This window comes from Chryseobacterium sp. 22532 (assembly GCF_052044665.1).
GTDB lineage: Bacteria > Bacteroidota > Bacteroidia > Flavobacteriales > Weeksellaceae > Chryseobacterium > Chryseobacterium lathyri.
In genome coordinates, this window is the sequence record NZ_JBQENJ010000001.1 from 83,420 (window position 1) to 99,931 (window position 16,512).

Annotated in this window: 20 protein-coding genes; 19 read left to right on the forward strand and 1 reads right to left on the reverse strand. The window is 35.7% G+C overall.

What is annotated here, in order from left to right; all coding sequences use genetic code 11:
• Nucleotides 1–13: 13 nt before the first annotated feature.
• The 5 genes from ACTJIV_RS00395 to msrA all read left to right on the forward strand — a co-directional run bounded on the left by ACTJIV_RS00395 (nucleotide 14) and on the right by msrA (nucleotide 6,480).
• A complete protein-coding gene (locus tag ACTJIV_RS00395) occupies nucleotides 14–1,216 on the forward strand; it encodes a PepSY-associated TM helix domain-containing protein (protein ID WP_440624926.1) in 1,203 nt (400 codons plus the stop codon).
• Nucleotides 1,216–3,333, forward strand: coding sequence for a TonB-dependent receptor (locus ACTJIV_RS00400; protein ID WP_111954386.1), 2,118 nt, complete (start codon nucleotides 1,216–1,218; stop codon nucleotides 3,331–3,333). The genes ACTJIV_RS00395 and ACTJIV_RS00400 overlap by 1 nt, the downstream gene beginning before the upstream one ends.
• A 51-nt stretch (nucleotides 3,334–3,384) precedes the next feature.
• Nucleotides 3,385–4,596 (forward strand): PepSY-associated TM helix domain-containing protein, encoded by a 1,212-nt coding sequence (locus ACTJIV_RS00405; protein ID WP_440624928.1) that lies wholly within the window; start codon nucleotides 3,385–3,387, stop codon nucleotides 4,594–4,596.
• 84 nt (nucleotides 4,597–4,680) lie between these two features.
• Nucleotides 4,681–5,649 (forward strand): ROK family protein, encoded by a 969-nt coding sequence (locus ACTJIV_RS00410; protein ID WP_111953769.1) that lies wholly within the window; start codon nucleotides 4,681–4,683, stop codon nucleotides 5,647–5,649.
• A 276-nt stretch (nucleotides 5,650–5,925) separates the two neighbouring features.
• Nucleotides 5,926–6,480 carry a peptide-methionine (S)-S-oxide reductase MsrA gene (gene msrA / locus ACTJIV_RS00415; RefSeq protein ID WP_440624930.1) on the forward strand — a complete coding sequence of 185 codons (555 nt, stop codon included), beginning with the start codon at nucleotides 5,926–5,928 and terminating at the stop codon, nucleotides 6,478–6,480.
• A 70-nt stretch (nucleotides 6,481–6,550) separates the two neighbouring features.
• Here msrA and ACTJIV_RS00420 read toward each other — a convergent pair whose 3' ends face one another.
• Entirely contained in the window at nucleotides 6,551–7,321 is a 771-nt protein-coding gene (locus ACTJIV_RS00420; protein WP_336378054.1) for a hypothetical protein, read from the reverse strand.
• A gap of 172 nt (nucleotides 7,322–7,493) precedes the next feature.
• On the opposite strand from ACTJIV_RS00420, the gene ACTJIV_RS00425 reads away from it, so the two are divergent.
• The 14 genes from ACTJIV_RS00425 (at nucleotide 7,494) to ACTJIV_RS00490 (ending at nucleotide 16,473) form a co-directional block, all read left to right on the forward strand.
• The gene (locus ACTJIV_RS00425; RefSeq protein ID WP_336378053.1) at nucleotides 7,494–7,643 is read left to right on the forward strand and encodes a hypothetical protein; all 150 of its coding nucleotides are present in this window, start codon (nucleotides 7,494–7,496) and stop codon (nucleotides 7,641–7,643) included.
• Nucleotides 7,644–7,705: 62 nt separating this feature from the next.
• The gene (locus ACTJIV_RS00430) at nucleotides 7,706–7,888 is read left to right on the forward strand and encodes a hypothetical protein (RefSeq protein ID WP_306841225.1); all 183 of its coding nucleotides are present in this window, start codon (nucleotides 7,706–7,708) and stop codon (nucleotides 7,886–7,888) included.
• 58 nt (nucleotides 7,889–7,946) lie between these two features.
• Complete coding sequence (locus ACTJIV_RS00435; protein WP_440624933.1) at nucleotides 7,947–9,587, forward strand: tetratricopeptide repeat-containing sensor histidine kinase; 1,641 nt, start codon at nucleotides 7,947–7,949, stop codon at nucleotides 9,585–9,587.
• A 10-nt stretch (nucleotides 9,588–9,597) separates the two neighbouring features.
• The gene (locus tag ACTJIV_RS00440) at nucleotides 9,598–10,263 is read left to right on the forward strand and encodes a response regulator (RefSeq protein ID WP_336378051.1); all 666 of its coding nucleotides are present in this window, start codon (nucleotides 9,598–9,600) and stop codon (nucleotides 10,261–10,263) included.
• Between the two features lie 126 nt (nucleotides 10,264–10,389).
• Entirely contained in the window at nucleotides 10,390–10,596 is a 207-nt protein-coding gene (locus tag ACTJIV_RS00445; protein ID WP_111953781.1) for a hypothetical protein, read from the forward strand.
• Between the two features lie 9 nt (nucleotides 10,597–10,605).
• Nucleotides 10,606–10,938 (forward strand): YegP family protein, encoded by a 333-nt coding sequence (locus ACTJIV_RS00450; protein ID WP_440624936.1) that lies wholly within the window; start codon nucleotides 10,606–10,608, stop codon nucleotides 10,936–10,938.
• A 10-nt stretch (nucleotides 10,939–10,948) separates the two neighbouring features.
• Nucleotides 10,949–12,019, forward strand: coding sequence for a type I restriction endonuclease (locus ACTJIV_RS00455; protein ID WP_111953785.1), 1,071 nt, complete (start codon nucleotides 10,949–10,951; stop codon nucleotides 12,017–12,019).
• Nucleotides 12,020–12,034: 15 nt separating this feature from the next.
• Entirely contained in the window at nucleotides 12,035–12,541 is a 507-nt protein-coding gene (locus tag ACTJIV_RS00460) for an SH3 domain-containing protein (RefSeq protein ID WP_440624938.1), read from the forward strand.
• Between the two features lie 18 nt (nucleotides 12,542–12,559).
• Nucleotides 12,560–13,183 (forward strand): PH domain-containing protein, encoded by a 624-nt coding sequence (locus ACTJIV_RS00465; protein ID WP_111953789.1) that lies wholly within the window; start codon nucleotides 12,560–12,562, stop codon nucleotides 13,181–13,183.
• Nucleotides 13,184–13,187: 4 nt separating this feature from the next.
• Nucleotides 13,188–13,403 carry a TM2 domain-containing protein gene (locus tag ACTJIV_RS00470; protein ID WP_440624940.1) on the forward strand — a complete coding sequence of 72 codons (216 nt, stop codon included), beginning with the start codon at nucleotides 13,188–13,190 and terminating at the stop codon, nucleotides 13,401–13,403.
• Between the two features lie 11 nt (nucleotides 13,404–13,414).
• Complete coding sequence (locus ACTJIV_RS00475; RefSeq protein ID WP_440624942.1) at nucleotides 13,415–13,816, forward strand: DUF6804 family protein; 402 nt, start codon at nucleotides 13,415–13,417, stop codon at nucleotides 13,814–13,816.
• A gap of 7 nt (nucleotides 13,817–13,823) precedes the next feature.
• Entirely contained in the window at nucleotides 13,824–14,231 is a 408-nt protein-coding gene (locus ACTJIV_RS00480; protein WP_111953795.1) for a hypothetical protein, read from the forward strand.
• Nucleotides 14,232–14,237: 6 nt separating this feature from the next.
• Complete coding sequence (locus ACTJIV_RS00485) at nucleotides 14,238–15,575, forward strand: coiled-coil domain-containing protein (RefSeq protein WP_440624944.1); 1,338 nt, start codon at nucleotides 14,238–14,240, stop codon at nucleotides 15,573–15,575.
• Nucleotides 15,576–15,585: 10 nt separating this feature from the next.
• Nucleotides 15,586–16,473: a hypothetical protein gene (locus tag ACTJIV_RS00490; RefSeq protein WP_440624946.1), complete on the forward strand. Its 888-nt coding sequence runs from the start codon at nucleotides 15,586–15,588 to the stop codon at nucleotides 16,471–16,473.
• Nucleotides 16,474–16,512: the final 39 nt, after the last annotated feature.

Sequence of the window (16,512 nt, forward strand, 5' to 3'; positions counted from 1 at the left end):
TTAACTTTTTTCTATGAAGAAAAAGCACTACCATAAAAAGAAAGTTTCTTTTACAAAGAAATGGTCTGCCAAACTGCATTTGTGGTTTGGTTTGTCCGTTGGTATCATTGTTTTCATTGTTGCTTTAACAGGTACAATGTATGTTTTCAAAGATGAGATTCAAAACGTTCTCAGAAAAGATGCCATTTATGTAAAAGCTGAAACCATCAACCAAAATCCTCTTTCCATTCAAGTTCTTAAAGAAAAGGTTTCTTTGGAAATGAATGAAAAATACCCTGTCAGCTCTATTGAAATTCAGTTAGATAAAAACAAATCTTATGAATTTCTTTATTACGAAAAAAACAAAAAAGCCTGGAATTATTTTGATGAAGTTCTTATCAATAAACTGGTATATGTTAATCAGTATACAGGAGAAATTACTGGAATTTATAATGAAAAATATGACCTCTTTCCTATTTTAAAAGCCATTCACTGGAGTTTATTATTAAAATCAGATTGGGGAAAATATGTAGTAGGAATTCCTACAGTCCTGTTTATCTTCATGCTGATCACGGGAATTATTTTATGGTGGCCAAAGAACAAAAAAGCAAGAAAAGGACGATTCTGGTTCAGCTGGGAAAATGTGAAGACCTGGAAACGTAAAAATTACGACCTTCATAATGTATTAGGTTTTTATGCTTCATTCTTGGCCCTGCTGATGAGTATTACAGGAATTTACTTTGCCTATCCGTACGTCAAAAACACCTTCAATCTTACACTTTCGGGCTCTTTGGATCTGCCAAAAGAAAAGGAAATCAAATCTCCGGACTCCCTGATGATCAAAAACACATCCGTTTTTGATCTTACCGCTCAGGAAACCAGAAAGCTTTATCCCACCTCTTCCAGTTTCAGAATTCCACTGAACGGAAAAAACAAAAAGGGAAAAGAATTAAAGAACATACCGGTTACCATATATGGACAGGAAGGACGCTACAGTGAGAGAAATACATTGGTCTTTGACAAATATTCAGGAAAACTTCTTAAAGATAAACCTCATCAGAAACTGAGCAATGCAGAAAAATATGCCAATGCCAACTATGATATCCACACAGGATCCTATTTTGGGCTGTTCGGGAAAATTTTATGGTTCATTACGGGTCTCATCTGCACATCACTCCCCGTTACCGGCTTTTTAGTATGGTGGGGAAAACAAAAGAAACAAGGAAAGAAAATATAATGAAAAAAGCGCTTTTATCAGCCGCATGCTTAGGGTCGGCAACAGTTTTTGCACAGGTTAAGGACAGCCTGCAGACCAACAATGTGGATGAAGTTGTGATGACTGCTTCCAGAAAAAAAGAAAGTATTAAAGAAATACCAAGCTCAGTAACGATTGTTGCAGAAAAGCAGATCCAGTCTCAGCTTACCGTCAATTCCGACATTACCAGCATTCTTCAGTATACGGTTCCCAGCTTAGGGACCAACTCCGGGCAGACCTCCAACACAGGCCAGACTTTAAGAGGTCGTCAGGTTCTTGTTCTTATTGACGGAATTCCACAATCTACCCCTTTAAGAAACGGAGCAAGAGACATCAGAAGTATCGATCCTTCTGTTATTGAAAGAATTGAAGTGATCAAAGGAGCCTCTTCTATCTACGGAAACGGTGCAGACGGCGGAATCATCAACTATATCACCAGAAGAAGTAAATCTGATAAAAAAATTTCCGGACTTACCCAGGTTGGTTTTACAGGCCAGACCTATGGAGGAACCTTAGGAGTAAGAGCCAGCCAGCTGCTATCCGGAAAAGTGAATAAATTTGATTATGTTTTCTCTCTTGCCTATGAAAGAACCGGCTATATGAAAGATGCCGACGGAGTAAACCTTACTCCAACCTACAGCCCAGCAAAAATGGATAACTATAACGGAATGCTTAAAGTTGGTTATAACATCAATAATGACCAGAGAATTGAAGCTTCTTACATTGGATATTCCTCCAGATCTGATCTTAACTTAGGGCTCGTAACCGGAAAATACGGCTTTAAACCAACCATTGGCGAAGGTGTAGGAAAAAACCTCGAAACGACACCTCAGGGAACACCAAAAAACCACAATTTCAGGATCAATTATGATAACCAGAATCTTTTTGGGGGAACTACTTCATTGAATTTCAATGCTTATATGCAGGATTTCAAGACAGTATACGGATACAGTGACACCTTCTTCGGAGGAGGGCAGTCCAATGTCATTTCCAAAAAATATGGCGCCAGATTCAACTTTGATACAAAGCTTTGGAACGCTCAAAATTCGCAGGCTGAAGTCATGTACGGAATGGATATCCTTAATGACCAGACCGTTCAGAAGCTTGAAGATGGGCGTTACTGGACACCGGATATGAATATGACCAACCTGGCCCCTTTTGTGTTGGTTAAAATCGATTTATTAAAAAAATTAACCATTAAAGGAGGTCTTCGCTACGAAAACATGAACGTTAAAGTAGGAGATTTTAATACCCTTTCCTCTATTAAAAGTGACGGAACTTTTACAACAAGCATTTTTGTTACCGGTGGAAAACTAAAATATAATGCATTAGTGGCTAATTTAGGAGTACGTTACAATATTGAACCTTTCGTTAACCTGTTCGGAAGCTTTTCACAGTCCTACTCTATCAATGAGCTGGGAAGAATTCTGAGAACATCCACCCAGGGAACCATTCAAAATCTTGAAACCAAGCCTATCATTGTCAACAATTATGAATTCGGTGCTACAGGACAGATTTCAAAATGGGTCAACTACGAAATTACGTCTTATGTAAGCACTTCAAAACTGGGGGCTTCATTTGTACAGAGTGCAGACCGGGCATTAACCATACAGAGGTCGCCGGAAATTGTTTACGGTGTAGAAGGGTTCCTTCACTTTACCCCTGCAAAATGGATCAATTTCGGAGGAAGCTACAGCTGGATGGAAGGGATTACCTCTATTAAAGACGATGGGGATTATTCTGCAAAAATCAATAACAGCCGGATTTCTGCGCCTAAGATACTTGCTTATGTTCAGGCAAGACCTATACAAACTCTATCAATTGGTTTTGACATGCTGCACGCCTTTGAGCAGGACAGATTTCAGCCAAATGCAAAAACCGGATTATTTGTATACGGAGAAGGTTATGTTCCGGAATACACTGTTTTTAATTTTAAATCAAGCTACGAAATCAATACAAACTGGAGAGTTTCGTTGGGTATTGAAAACCTGTTCAACAAAATGTATCAGCCTGCCATAGCATGGTGGTCTGCTCGTGACAGCGAATTCGTGAATTCACTGGGGAGAAGAGGCACTCTGATGCTTGAATATAAATTTTAATTAAACTAAATAAAAAGATAAATTTATCTTTGTGATACTTTGAACTGCGATATGAGAAAAAAACATCATCATAAGAAAAAACCGGGCTTTTTCAAAAAATGGTCAGCCAAACTGCACCTGTGGCTAGGTCTGGGAATTGGCTTTTTGATTTTTATCATTTCCATTACAGGAGCGCTTTATGTTTTCAAAGACGAAATAGAAAATCTCACCAGAAAGGACGTTATCTACCACAATGAACAGAATATAGCACAAAAACACGTTCTCCCCATCAGAGTAATAGAAAAAGCTGTTGCCGAACAGGTAAAAGAAAAGTATCCTATCCATTGGGTAAATGTCCCTATCGATAAAAAAATGTCGTACATATTTTATTGGTATGAGCATAATACGGATACCTGGAATTATTTTGATGAATTTCCGATCTATAAAGCGGCTTATGTAAATCCTTATACGGGAAAAGTCCTCAGAACATATGATGAAAAGAACGGATTCTTCAATATTGTAAAAATGATCCACTGGAGCTTTTTACTGAAACAGGACTGGGGAACCTATGTAGTGGGAATCCCTGTTATCATATTTATCATCATGCTTATTACCGGAATTGTTCTCTGGTGGCCTAAAAATAAAGCAGCAAGAAAGCAACGTTTTTCTTTTAAATGGAAGAACATCAAAAGCTGGAAAAGAAAGAATTATGACCTTCACAATGTGCTTGGCTTTTATTCCTCCATCTTTGCTCTCATCTTCGCAATTACAGGACTTTTTTATGCTTTTTTCTTTGTACAGGCTATGATATACGTGATATTCTCCGGGGGAGAAACAAAATATCCGGATTTTTCCTACATTAAAACCAAGGCTCCGATAGAACTACGGACTGAAGGAACACTGGACAAAGTCATTCATACTGTACAGCAGAAATACCCTGATGCTTTCGGCTTTGCTATTGACCTTGGGCATGAGCATATGGATGACCATGAGCATCCTAATTTTGAAGTGTTTGTAAAGCACCTTTCTTATTCTTATCACAAAAACAGCAGCCTTATTTTTGATGAAAACTCCGGCGAACTGCTCCACACCCACGATCCCAAGGACAAAAACTTCGGCGAAAAAGCAGTAGCGGCCAACTATGACATTCATGTAGGAGCAATTCTAGGGCTTCCTACAAAGATCATTGCATTTATTGTCAGCCTCCTTTGTGCATCCTTACCTGTAACCGGATTTATGATCTGGTGGGGAAGAAGAAAAAAGAAACCGGCAAAAGCTGCTTAAAAGTTTTTTAAATAAAAGTTTGTTAATAATTCATTAATACAATCTTTTTTATAATTTTAACCCTTTAGAATTTATAAACAGGAAATGTCATTAATAGATTTATCAAAACAAGTTGCTCTAGGAATTGATATCGGCGGAACGAATACAAAGTTCGGAGTAGTAAACCATCGCGGTGAAGTTCTGGAAAAAGGAAGTCTGAGAACTGATGAGTACGAAAAAGTGGAAGACTTTATCGAAGCTTTGTATGAGCAGGTTCAGCCCCTGATCGAAAAATACGGTACAGAGAAAAACTTTGACGGAATTGGAGTAGGCGCTCCTAATGCCAACTATTATAAAGGAACCATCGAACAGGCTCCCAACTTACCCTGGAAAGGACTGATCCCTTTCAGTGAGCTGATGAAAGCCAAATTCAGCCTGCCATGTACCATTACCAATGATGCTAATGCAGCAGCTCTTGGTGAAATGCTGTTCGGAGCAGCACGAGGTATGAAGGATTTCATTATGATTACCCTGGGAACAGGAGTAGGCAGTGGAATCATTTCCAATGGAAGTTTGATTTACGGACATGACGGCTTTGCAGGAGAACTTGGCCATACCATTGTAAAACCAGGCGGAAGAAAGCACTGGAGCACAGGATCTGAAGGAAGCCTGGAAGCTTATGCATCAGCGACAGGAATTGCGATCACCGCAAAAAAAATGAGGGCTGAATTTCCTGAATCTATGCTGAGTCAATATCCTGAAGAATCCATTAACTCAAAAACGGTACATGAATGTGCCATAAAAGGTGACCCAATTTCTATTGAGGTTTTCAGATATACGGGACAGAAGCTGGGTGAAGCTTTGGCGAATTTCGTCATGTTTTCTTCACCGGAAGCCATTCTTTTATTCGGCGGCGTGATCAAGGCCGGTGATTTTATTTTGAAGCCTGCAAAACTTCATATGGAAAGAAATCTTCTTCCGATTTTCAGAAATAAAGTGAAACTGGTTTTCAGTGAACTTGATGAAGCAGATGCTGCCATTCTTGGAGCAAGTGCTTTAGTTTGGGAAAAATAACTGAAACAGCATTAAAATAATAAAAGCATCCTTTTGGGGATGCTTTTTGTTTTTAAACAACATACTCAATTGATTTTTCCACAGATCTCACAGAATTATTTGTGCCATATCTTTCAATTTATCGTCTCATTAATCATTAAAACATACAATCAATTCTGTTTTAAATCATTCTGTTTATCATCCGAAATGAAAAAGTTTTTCTTATTTTTGATTGGTTTTTTACTCATTTTCTGCCAATGCAGAGAGAAGAAAACGGCTAATAAATAATTAAAAATAATGGATAATAATAATTTAGAACAGATCACTTTCGGCGGTGGATGCTTCTGGTGTGTGGAAAGCTGTTTCAACATGCTTAAAGGCGTGCAATCTGCTATCTCCGGATATTCAGGAGGCCACAAAGACAATCCAACCTATGAGGAAGTGTGTACAGGAGAAACGGGACACGCTGAAGTGGTACAGATTACTTTCGACCCTAAAATCATTTCTTATGCACAGCTGATGGATGTATTTTTCTTCCTTCATGATCCTACCCAGCTAAACAGACAGGGCAATGATATCGGAACACAATACCGTTCCGTTATTTATTATAAAGATAATGCAGAAAAAGCTAAAGCCGAGGAAGCCCTTAAAAAATCCGAAGAATCAGGTAAATGGCCTGGAAAATACGTAACGGAAATAACGCAGTTCGAGAAGTTCTGGCCTGCTGAACAGTATCACCAGGGTTATTATAACGTGAACCCTAACCAACCTTACTGTAGTGCCGTAGTAGGCCCGAAGATCCAGAAATTTAAAAAACATTTTGGGGAATTGGGAATGCTGAATGAAGCGTAAAAAATATAAAGCGAATATCTTTTTGATGTTCGCTTTTTTTTGTGAAAAAGTAATTAAAAGGACGTATATTTTACTTTATTCCAGCATAAAAATCCACCATATGCTCACTAACTCTTTTGAGTTCTTTTCCGTTTTCCGGATTTTTCCCATCCATAGTAAAGAATTCCACCTTATTATTATATTTTGAATACCATGCCTTGCCTACAGCATTTTCTACAGTTAAAGTATCTGGTCTTGTAATTTTCTTAAAGTGATTAAATATATTTCTGTCCATTGCCACTACTTCAGAGTTAGGATTAGCATTTGCATCGCTTGTACCTATATATTCTTCTCCATTCCAATACATATATTTATCTTCACCTAATTCCCCTCCATTATAAGCCAACCCAAAAGCCAAAGTTAATATTATAGCCCCAATTCCCATCCCATTTTTCGCCAATTGAGGTACATTAAAAATGGGTTGATTGGTAATGTTTATGATGATCTTAGATAACCTTTCGGAAAGGGAATCTTCATCCTGATCTATTTTAAGCTCGATCTTAGTTTCCCCTGTATCTTTCTCAATCACTACATTCTCACAAAATTCCTCAAAATTATCATATTCTACATACCAGCTTAATTGATCCAATGTAATCTCATCAATATCGTAATCCCTATTCTCTCTTATAAGTCTTTTATGATATCTCACAAAGGTTCTTACATCCTTAACCACATCAAACCTTTCTTCTAGTTTTAAGGTTAGATAACTTAAAACAGAAATATCACTGGGGTCAATTCTATTGAGTTCTTTTTTCGCTTTTTCGTATGCTTTTTTTAGCAACAATTTCTTCTTATCAAACATGGAATTAGTTTAAATGGATTAGTGCTGTCTAAGTTAGACAAAACTTAGACAACTGCATTACGGATTTCCATAAAAATCAGACATTTACCTTCAGTCAGCTGTCTTTCCTCTGTCTAGGAATGACACCCACTTCTGTCTTTACTTTGTCCTCAGAAATCAGCAGAAATAAACAATGAAAAAACAAATTCAAAAAAAGCTGATTTCAAAATCACCAGAGAAAACGGAGGAAAACTCCGGGTTGGGAAGCGGATGTTTCTCCTCCGTTTTTGAAGGTTTACTTCCCAAAAATTTAAGAAGCGCTTCGAAATTTTTACACGTGTAACACTGCTCACGATCTGTTTCGTGAGGAAGAACACTAATGCCAAATTTTAAATTTTTAAACCAATGTTAGAATTAATATTGATGCTATTGGGATTAGCATTTTCAAATAACAACGCAAACACGACATCAGATAATAGTAATAATCAGGAGCAGACAACAGTTCAACTGACAGATCCGGGAGAAGGAGTAGATCCGGGGGATACGGGTGGAGAAACGGGACAGCTTCCTCCTCCTCCAAAAAAATAACCAATTTAGCGAAAGAGAATTTCTTTCGCTTTTTTTATTATTTTTGATAAAAAACTAATTGAAAAAATTCATCTTCTTATTACCTGTAATTCTATTTTCCTGTAATAAAAACAACAGAACTGCAAAAAGTGATAGAACAGACTATGACAAGGCATATAATTATTTAAAAACTGCAGAAAAAGATAGTGCTTTTAAATATTTCAATAAGGCAAAAGATTTTTTCATTCAAGAGGACAATCCTTCATTCGCCGGTAGTTGTTTAGTAAATATGGCCATTTTACAATGTGAAAATGGAGATTATTATGGCAGCCAAGAAACAGCTTTATCTGCAATTAAATATTTAAACCCCCAAAAGGATACTCTGGAAATAGTAGGAAATTATAATAACTTAGGTATTACCTGCCAAAATTTAAAAGAATATAATAAAGCTGCACAGTTTTACAATAAAGCTGTCGGCTTTTCAAAAGACCCGATTGATCAGTTAACCCTACTAAATAACAAAGCAATCTCATACACATACTTAAAAAAACATGATTCTGCCATTCATATTTTTAATAAAATATTAGCTTTTCCAAATATAAAAGTCCATGCTAAGATTTTCTCAAAGGTCTATGATAATTTAGCTTATACAAAATTTAGCCAAAATCCTGCATATAATGCAGAGCCAGAGCTAAATGAAGCTCTTCAAATCAGAAAGGAGACAAATGACAACGATGGCTTAAATGCAAGTTTTTATCATCTAACAGAATATTTTGAAAATAAAGACCCTAAAAAAGCATTGTATTATGCCAATGAAAACTGGCAGATAGCTAAAAAAAATAATAGTCCGGATGATCAGTTAAAAGCACTTCAGAAGATAATTACATTGGAAAGTTCTAATAATTCAAAACATTTTTTTTTGAAGTATCAAAATCTCAATGATAGTCTTCAAACCGCTAGAAATAAAGCGAAAAATCAATTCGCTCTGATTAGATTTGATGCAGAAAAAATGAAGAATGAAATAGCAGAAAATGAAGCTGAGCTTTTAAAAAGAAACATTGGTTTATTATCCTTATCTATTCTCTTAGTTAGTGGAGGGTTCTGGTATAAAAAAAGAAAAAAAAGACTCGAACAAGAAAAAGAGCTCGAAGTAAAAAACACTCAGCTTAAAATGTCGAAAAAAGTCCATGACGTGGTTGCCAACGGAATTTACCAGGTCATGACAAAAATAGAAAATCAGGAAAATTTTGATAAAGAAAAAGCTTTAGATGAGCTGGAATTTGTGTACGAGAAATCCAGAGACATTTCCTACGAAAAGGAAGATGCTAAAGATGAACAGGATTTTAGCGAAAAGATTTCAAACAGTATTGGCTCTTTTAATAACGATACAGTAAAAACCTATATCGCTGGAAACGAAAAAAATATCTGGGAAAATGTAAGCCAGCCTAAACAGGAAGAAATCTATCAAATCATTCGTGAGCTGCTTGTCAACATGAAAAAACACAGCAAAGCATCTGTTGTTTCGTTTCGCTTTGAAAGAATTAACAATGAGATCACCATCCATTATAAAGACAATGGAATTGGAATGTCCGGAGCGGTAATGTATAAAAATGGATTATCAAATGCGGTTTCCCGTATAGAAATTTTAAAAGGACAAATTATTTTTGACACCGAAACCGAAAAGGGACTGAAAGTCGACATTTCATTTCCTGTTTACTAAAAACTAAAAAATGTTCAAAAAAATTTTAATAGCCGAAGACCATGAAATGGGTAGTTTATCTGTCCAGAAAACACTAGAAGAACTCAATATTCCGAATGTTGATTATGTATATTACTGTGATGATGCCTTAGCAAAAATTAAAAAATCTATTCGGGAAAACGATCCTTACGACTTGATGATTACGGATCTTTCTTATGAAGAAGATCATCATCTTCAGAATATTAAAGATGGAAAAGAACTGATTGACGAAGTCAGAAAGTTACAGCCTTTATTAAAAATCATCGTCTTTTCCGGAGAACGTAAATCAGGAATTATTGACTTGCTTTTTACCGAATCCAGGATTAATGGATACGTCCGCAAAGCCAGAAACGACTCTAAAGAACTGAAAAAAGCAATCGCATCCGTTTACGTTAATGAAAACTATCTGTCTCTTGACCTTAAACAGGAAGTTAAAAAACTCAACAGTTATGAGTTTACAAAATATGACATAACACTTGTTTCTCTTCTTTCTCAAGGGGTTCAGCAAAAAAATATTCCGACTTATCTGCAGAATAATAATATTACCCCCAATAGCCTGAGTAGTGTTGAAAAAAAATTAAACAGTTTAAAAGAAGCGCTGGGAGTTACAAGCAATGAACAATTAATAGCTTTCTGCAAAGATCTGGGAATTATTTAATCTTGTTTTAAAATATTGTATAAAACCTTTCAAAAATTTGAAAGGTTTTTTCTTTTACGGTTAACCGTAAGGATTGGTTTTCTAATCGTTCTACTTTTGGAGTGTTAAACATTTAAAATAAATAATATGAAAAAGTATTACGTAAACAAAAGAGCACAAAGCAACGGAGATCATGAAGTACATCATGAAAACTGCAAATATCTGCCGGACCCTGCGAATAGAAAATATTTGGGAGAATATTCTTCTTGTAAGGATGCTGTAAAAGAATCAAAGAAAACGTACTCCCAATCAAATGGATGTAAAACATGTTCAAACGAATGTCACACTAGCTAAGTAATTGTTATGGAAAAATTTGTCATCACAAAAAGAGTCAACAACGAGTATCAGTTTAATCTAAAAGCCGGAAATGGCGAAATCATTTTAACCAGCGAAGGCTACGTTCAAAAAGCATCTTGTATAAAAGGTATTGAATCTGTGAGGGTCAATTCCCAGGAAGATTCAAGATACGACAGAAGAGTTGCGAAAAACGATAAAGACTACTTTGTACTAAAAGCAAGAAACGGAGAAATCATTGGTAAAAGTCAATATTACAGTTCCAAATCTTCAATGGAAGTCGGGATTTCATCTGTGAAAAAAAATGCGCTTACTGCCGAAATCGTTGACGAAACCCTTTAAAAACAATACTATGGATCTCAAAATTAAACTTGAACAGTTACACCAGAAAGTAGTCGGCCTGAAAGACCAGATCAGTACGGAAGAAGCGACAAAAAATGCTTTTGTAATGCCTTTTATACAGATTTTAGGGTACGATATCTTTAATCCGACAGAAGTTCTTCCGGAACATATTTGCGACATCGGAACGAAAAAGGGAGAGAAAGTAGATTATGTAATCAAACATAATGATGAACCTATTTTTATTATAGAATGTAAGCACTGGAAAGAAAATGCTGATGCACACAATTCTCAGCTTCACCGGTATTATCATGTTTCAAAAACACGGTTTGGCGTGTTGACCAATGGAATCGTATATAATTTCTATACCGACCTGGAAAAGCCTAATATTATGGATGAGAAGCCTTTTTTCACCATCAATATTGAAGATTTAAAAGACAGTTCTATCAAAATTCTTGAAAGTTTCACCAAAAAAGATTACAATCTTGAAAGCATATTAGATTCTGCCGAAGCCTTAAAATACATCAAAGCGATCAGAAAAGAGTTTGAGAAAGAAATTGAAACCCCATCCGATGAACTCGTCAAATTATTGGTCAGTAGATTTTTTGAAAAACACCTGACAGCCAACAGAATGGTTTCTTTTAAAGAATATACCAAGAAGGCTTTAACGACTTCCATCAATGAATCCATCAGTTTCAGGCTTAAATCTGCATTAAGCATTAATGAACAGATTGAAAAACAGGAAGAAGGGGTGAAAACCGCTCAGTCTATCGATGAAAATAATGATTCAAAGATTGTAACCACCGAAGAAGAGTTGGAAGCCTTCCAGATTGTAAAAGCGATTTTAAGAGAAAAAGTTCCTTCCCAGAGAATTGCCCACAGGGATACTCTATCCTATTTTGGAGTTTTACTGGATGACAACAACAGAAAACCGCTTTGCCGCTTTCACTTTAATACCTCAAATAAATATCTGGAAACTTTTCATAACGGTAAAGAAGCTGGGGAAAAAGTCCTATTGAACAATCTGGATGAAATTTACAATTTCAAAGAAGCACTCCATAAAACCTTAGAAAACTATAATTAACAAAAACTAATATCCATGAAAACACTCATCTCTATACTCATCCTAAGCATTGGTATATTGACTGCTAATTCTTTCAGTCTTTCCGGCTCCAAAAGCCTACACCATGGCAGAAGATGTACCGGTTCTGCATCATGCAGTGCCTGCTCCAACTGTACAGGTTGCGCTCATTGCTCTTCCGGAGGAAGCTGCGGCGTATGCAGTGGTGGCTCTTATGGAAAGAAATCATCTTCCAGTAAAAAGAAATCTAAAGCCTCTCCGGATTCGCATTACACTAAAAAAAGTAAATCTTATAATTCTCCGAAAATCCGGATTGATGAAATCAACATCAATACCAACAACCGGTATTTTGCAGGGATTGCAGTAACCAAGATCTATGAAAAGCCTTTTCTAAAGTCTAAAGTAATAGAGACCGTTCCAAAAAACACAGAATTAAAACAGTTATCCAAACAGGATTCCTGGTATAAAGTGCAGGTAAAAAAAAGTGGAAAAGTAGGATATGTCTATTACAAAGATGTAAAATAATTTGAAAAACAAAACATCATGAATTTAAAGAAATTTTTAAACGAAGAACAAGATCCAAAAGCTGTTGAAAAGCTTTTAGAGAGAATCAATGATCTTATAACATCTCAGGAGTTTGTAGAATATATTGCAGTTCAAAAAAAACCTGCTATCAATTTTTCTCCAGACTGTATAGCACTTACCAACAGAAGAATTATCTTCTGCAGACCTAAAAACTTTGGATTATCCATGGACTTTCAGGATTATAATTGGGTAGATATTGCAGATTGTCATATTAAAGAAGGAATTTTAGGGGCCACTTTTACAATGAAAACCATAGGCAATTACACCAATATGATGGATTATCTGCCAAAAGCCCAAGCCAGAAAACTTTACCAGTTTGCCCAGGAAATTGAAGAGAAGATGAGAGGTGTAAGAAGAGAAAAAGATCTTGAGGTCAGAAGAGCCTCAGCAGGTGGAGTTACGGTAAATAATGCCACTCCGATAATAGCACAACCTTTTCAAACTCCGCAAACTGTTACACAGCTTATAGAAGCTGAAGATCCTTTTGCTGTTTTACAAAAACTGAAAGGATTAATGGATAACGGAATCATTTCTGTCGAAGAATTTGAAAGTAAAAAGAACGAAATATTATCAAGAGTTTAGCCATATGAAATCAAAATTTACTGCTGCAATGCTTGCTCTCTTTTTAGGCGGCCTAGGCATTCATAGATTTTATTTAGCACAAAATAAATTAGGATTATTGTATTTGCTATTCTTTTGGACATTCATTCCCGCATTTATTGCACTGATTGATTTTTTCATTTTCATTTTTATGTCTGAAGGTAATTTTAATTACAAATATAATCTCAAGACCGGATTTTAAAACTTAATCCCATGAAACCTTTTCTTACCTTATGCGCGGTCTGTTGTTTCCTAGCTATTTTCAGACTTCCTATAGAATATTATACTATTTTGAGAATTCTCATTTCCATGGGTGCTTTACTTGTTTTGTATAATGCAGTCCGTTTTAAGCAATATTATTTCAGTCTGATTTTCCTCTTCATCCTTATCCTTTTCAACCCTGTTTTTCCTATTTATCTGTACAGAAAAAATATCTGGATTCCTATTGATATCATAACCGGGATCCTCTTTCTGCTGATCGCTTTTGTTGAAAAACCGGAAGAAAAAAAGAAAGAAATCACAGAAGCTACGGAAGAAACGATAGCACACCCTACCCAGCCGAGGCTCCATTCCCGGGATGTCATTATTAATCCTAAAAAACCAAGAGAAAACTAACCCAAACATGGAACATATTCAAATTACCGAAAACCTTAAAGCACATTTTTTAAGACTCTACCAGATGGCCATCTGTGATGATGATTTCAGTACCCTGGAACTGAAAATGCTTTATAAATGTGCGGAAGAAAGAGGCATATCCCCTAAAAACCTGGACGAAATCCTTTTAAATCCTATCAATTTTAAATCGCTCGTTCCCCAGACCATTGAAGAAAAAGTAGACTATCTCTATGACCTCACCGTAATGATCTGGGCAGATGGAGTAGTTTCCCCGAATGAATATTCTGCAATGGAAAAATATGTTCTGATGTTTGGGTTCCTTCAGGAAAACGTAAAAGCGATTGTCGATTATCTGATAACCTCTGTAAAAACCGGAAAAAATAAAACAGATATTTTATACGAACTAAAAAACTAACTGATCATGACCACTAATATTAAAAATTTATTCAAATTAAAATCAATTCCCATTGAAGCGTCAAAAGAAGAATCTTCCATACCGGAAATTGATCCCAATACAGAATCTCCTGAGGAAAGCAGAAAGCGAACGTATCATGAAGCCGGCTATAGAGATAGTTCCAGAAATAATGGAAACCATACAACGCTCTTCATTTGCCTGGATGCCGTTTACTCCAAATTCCAGAATGAGGAAAAAGAAATGGTGGAAAAGCAGCAAAAGCTCAAAGAATCTTACGTTAACGAACAAAAAAACCGTGAGACAGAAATCAAAGCATTGACCGTTTCACTGGAAACCAAAGAAGAACAACTTAACAATAAAAATAATGAAATTGAGAATCATCAAAATAAAATTGAAAGTTTAAAAACGGAGATCAACGATTTACCCAGAAATCCGGAAAAGCACAATGTAAAAGCAACAAAAGGGGCTTCCACAAAATTCTGGATCGGTGCCATTCTTCTTGTTCCCATCAGTTTGTACCTGCTTACATTTTATATTTCAACTTCCTATTCGGCGTTTTTTAAAAGTTTTGATGCTAAAAGCACGGTGATTCAAAGTGTATTAGATGCACAGGCGTTCAGCAAAGCATGGAATGAAGGGGCAATAGAAGGGGCTTTTGTCACCCTGATTCCATCTGTTTTCTTAGGTCTTGGTTTTTTAATTCATATGTTTGGAGAAAACAAAACCAGACTCAATTATATCAAACTGGGACTGTTATTCCTCATCACCTTCATCTTCGATGCTATTTTGGCATACGAAATTGAGTCTAAATTATATGAACTAAATAAAACCTTCGATTCTCCCCCATTCAATCTTAAAATCGCTTTTACCAAAAATCAGTTTTGGGGAATTATTTTCGCGGGATTCATTGTTTACATTATTTGGGGACTGGTTTTCGATTTTGTGATGAAGGAACACCGGGAGAAAGATAAAATTAAAAACGAACAGGAAATCAGACAGAAAAATGTGCTCTTCCTGATGGAAAAAATTAATGTTCTTAAAAAAGAAATTGAAGAAATCCTCTCCAATATAGGAGCCACCAAAGAACTCATCATAAAAACACGCGGAAGAATTGAAGAACTTCAAAACATCATTGACGGAGTAATTATTCCTACCAAAGATTACAAACTCTACGCTTCAGAATATGTTCAGGGCTGGATTACCTATATCGGTGAAAAAATAGCTGTTTCAAAAACGGAAAAGCAAACCATGATAGACAGCTGTATCGACACCTACAACACCAATCTGAAAGATGTAGGAGCTAACTCTGATAATCAAAATTTAGTTTATTTATCCGCATTATAAGTCACTTGTCATGAAAAAAATATTGTATTTATTATTAATCATTTCTTTGGTCTGCTGTTGTAAAAAAGAACCCAAAGATCTCCCACCTGGTACAACTTCTTCTAAAGTTGACTCTAACAATATCAATGTCAGTATTCTGATTGATTTATCCGACCGGATTGATCCCCAAATAAACCCGAATCCAACAATGGAATATTTCCAAAGGGATATAGAATATATTAAAGCGATCGAAAAAGGATTTCTGAACCATATCAAAACAAAAAGGATCATCACGTATAATGATCAGATGCAGGTCTTCTTCAATCCTGAGCCCTCCGACCCTAAAATCAATGACTTTACAAAAGAGCTTAAAGTTTCTTTCGATCAAAATACAAACAAAGCCTATTTCAATACCGTTGAAAAAAAATATGCTACATTACCCGCCAATATTTATCAGTCTGCAATTAAGGACGGAAAATATGTAGGTTCTGATATCTGGGAATTTTTTAAAAATAAAGTCAATGATTATTGTGTAAAAGAAGATCACAAGAATATCTTGTTTATCCTGACAGACGGATATATGTATCATGAAAATTCCAGGTTTTCAGAAAAAACAAAAACCTCTTATTTAACCTCAAAGCTTATTAAATCAAACAATTTAACAAAATCTGATTTTAAAACGACATTTGAGAAGAATAATTTTGGTTTCGTGAAAGCCAATGATAACTTAAGCAACCTGGAAGTCATTGTACTCGGAATTAATCCTGAAAAAGGGAATCCATTTGAGGAAGCCGTTATCAAAGAATACTGGGAAAATTGGTTTAAAGAAATGAAAATTAAAAAATATCAGATAAAATCAGCCGATTTACCTTCCAATTTAGAACCTATTATTATAAAAGCCATTACAGGTGAATCATAAAAAATACAATCATCATATATAAAAAAAGCGAAGATTTCT

Excerpts from the sequence above, each read along its gene's own strand:
- ACTJIV_RS00395 (WP_440624926.1), top strand. The coding sequence starts at position 14 with ATGAAGAAAAAGCACTACCATAAAAAGAAAGTTTCTTTTACAAAGAAA.
- ACTJIV_RS00445 (WP_111953781.1), top strand. The coding sequence starts at position 10,390 with ATGAAAAAGTATTACGTAAACAAAAGAGCACAAAGCAACGGAGATCAT.
- msrA (WP_440624930.1), top strand. The coding sequence starts at position 5,926 with ATGGATAATAATAATTTAGAACAGATCACTTTCGGCGGTGGATGCTTC.
- ACTJIV_RS00455 (WP_111953785.1), top strand. The coding sequence starts at position 10,949 with ATGGATCTCAAAATTAAACTTGAACAGTTACACCAGAAAGTAGTCGGC.
- ACTJIV_RS00475 (WP_440624942.1), top strand. The coding sequence starts at position 13,415 with ATGAAACCTTTTCTTACCTTATGCGCGGTCTGTTGTTTCCTAGCTATT.
- ACTJIV_RS00405 (WP_440624928.1), top strand. The coding sequence starts at position 3,385 with ATGAGAAAAAAACATCATCATAAGAAAAAACCGGGCTTTTTCAAAAAA.
- ACTJIV_RS00485 (WP_440624944.1), top strand. The coding sequence starts at position 14,238 with ATGACCACTAATATTAAAAATTTATTCAAATTAAAATCAATTCCCATT.
- ACTJIV_RS00430 (WP_306841225.1), top strand. The coding sequence starts at position 7,706 with ATGTTAGAATTAATATTGATGCTATTGGGATTAGCATTTTCAAATAAC.
- ACTJIV_RS00450 (WP_440624936.1), top strand. The coding sequence starts at position 10,606 with ATGGAAAAATTTGTCATCACAAAAAGAGTCAACAACGAGTATCAGTTT.
- ACTJIV_RS00465 (WP_111953789.1), top strand. The coding sequence starts at position 12,560 with ATGAATTTAAAGAAATTTTTAAACGAAGAACAAGATCCAAAAGCTGTT.
- ACTJIV_RS00410 (WP_111953769.1), top strand. The coding sequence starts at position 4,681 with ATGTCATTAATAGATTTATCAAAACAAGTTGCTCTAGGAATTGATATC.
- ACTJIV_RS00480 (WP_111953795.1), top strand. The coding sequence starts at position 13,824 with ATGGAACATATTCAAATTACCGAAAACCTTAAAGCACATTTTTTAAGA.
- ACTJIV_RS00490 (WP_440624946.1), top strand. The coding sequence starts at position 15,586 with ATGAAAAAAATATTGTATTTATTATTAATCATTTCTTTGGTCTGCTGT.
- ACTJIV_RS00425 (WP_336378053.1), top strand. The coding sequence starts at position 7,494 with ATGAAAAAACAAATTCAAAAAAAGCTGATTTCAAAATCACCAGAGAAA.
- ACTJIV_RS00460 (WP_440624938.1), top strand. The coding sequence starts at position 12,035 with ATGAAAACACTCATCTCTATACTCATCCTAAGCATTGGTATATTGACT.
- ACTJIV_RS00440 (WP_336378051.1), top strand. The coding sequence starts at position 9,598 with ATGTTCAAAAAAATTTTAATAGCCGAAGACCATGAAATGGGTAGTTTA.
- ACTJIV_RS00400 (WP_111954386.1), top strand. The coding sequence starts at position 1,216 with ATGAAAAAAGCGCTTTTATCAGCCGCATGCTTAGGGTCGGCAACAGTT.
- ACTJIV_RS00470 (WP_440624940.1), top strand. The coding sequence starts at position 13,188 with ATGAAATCAAAATTTACTGCTGCAATGCTTGCTCTCTTTTTAGGCGGC.
- ACTJIV_RS00420 (WP_336378054.1), bottom strand. The coding sequence starts at position 7,321 with ATGTTTGATAAGAAGAAATTGTTGCTAAAAAAAGCATACGAAAAAGCG.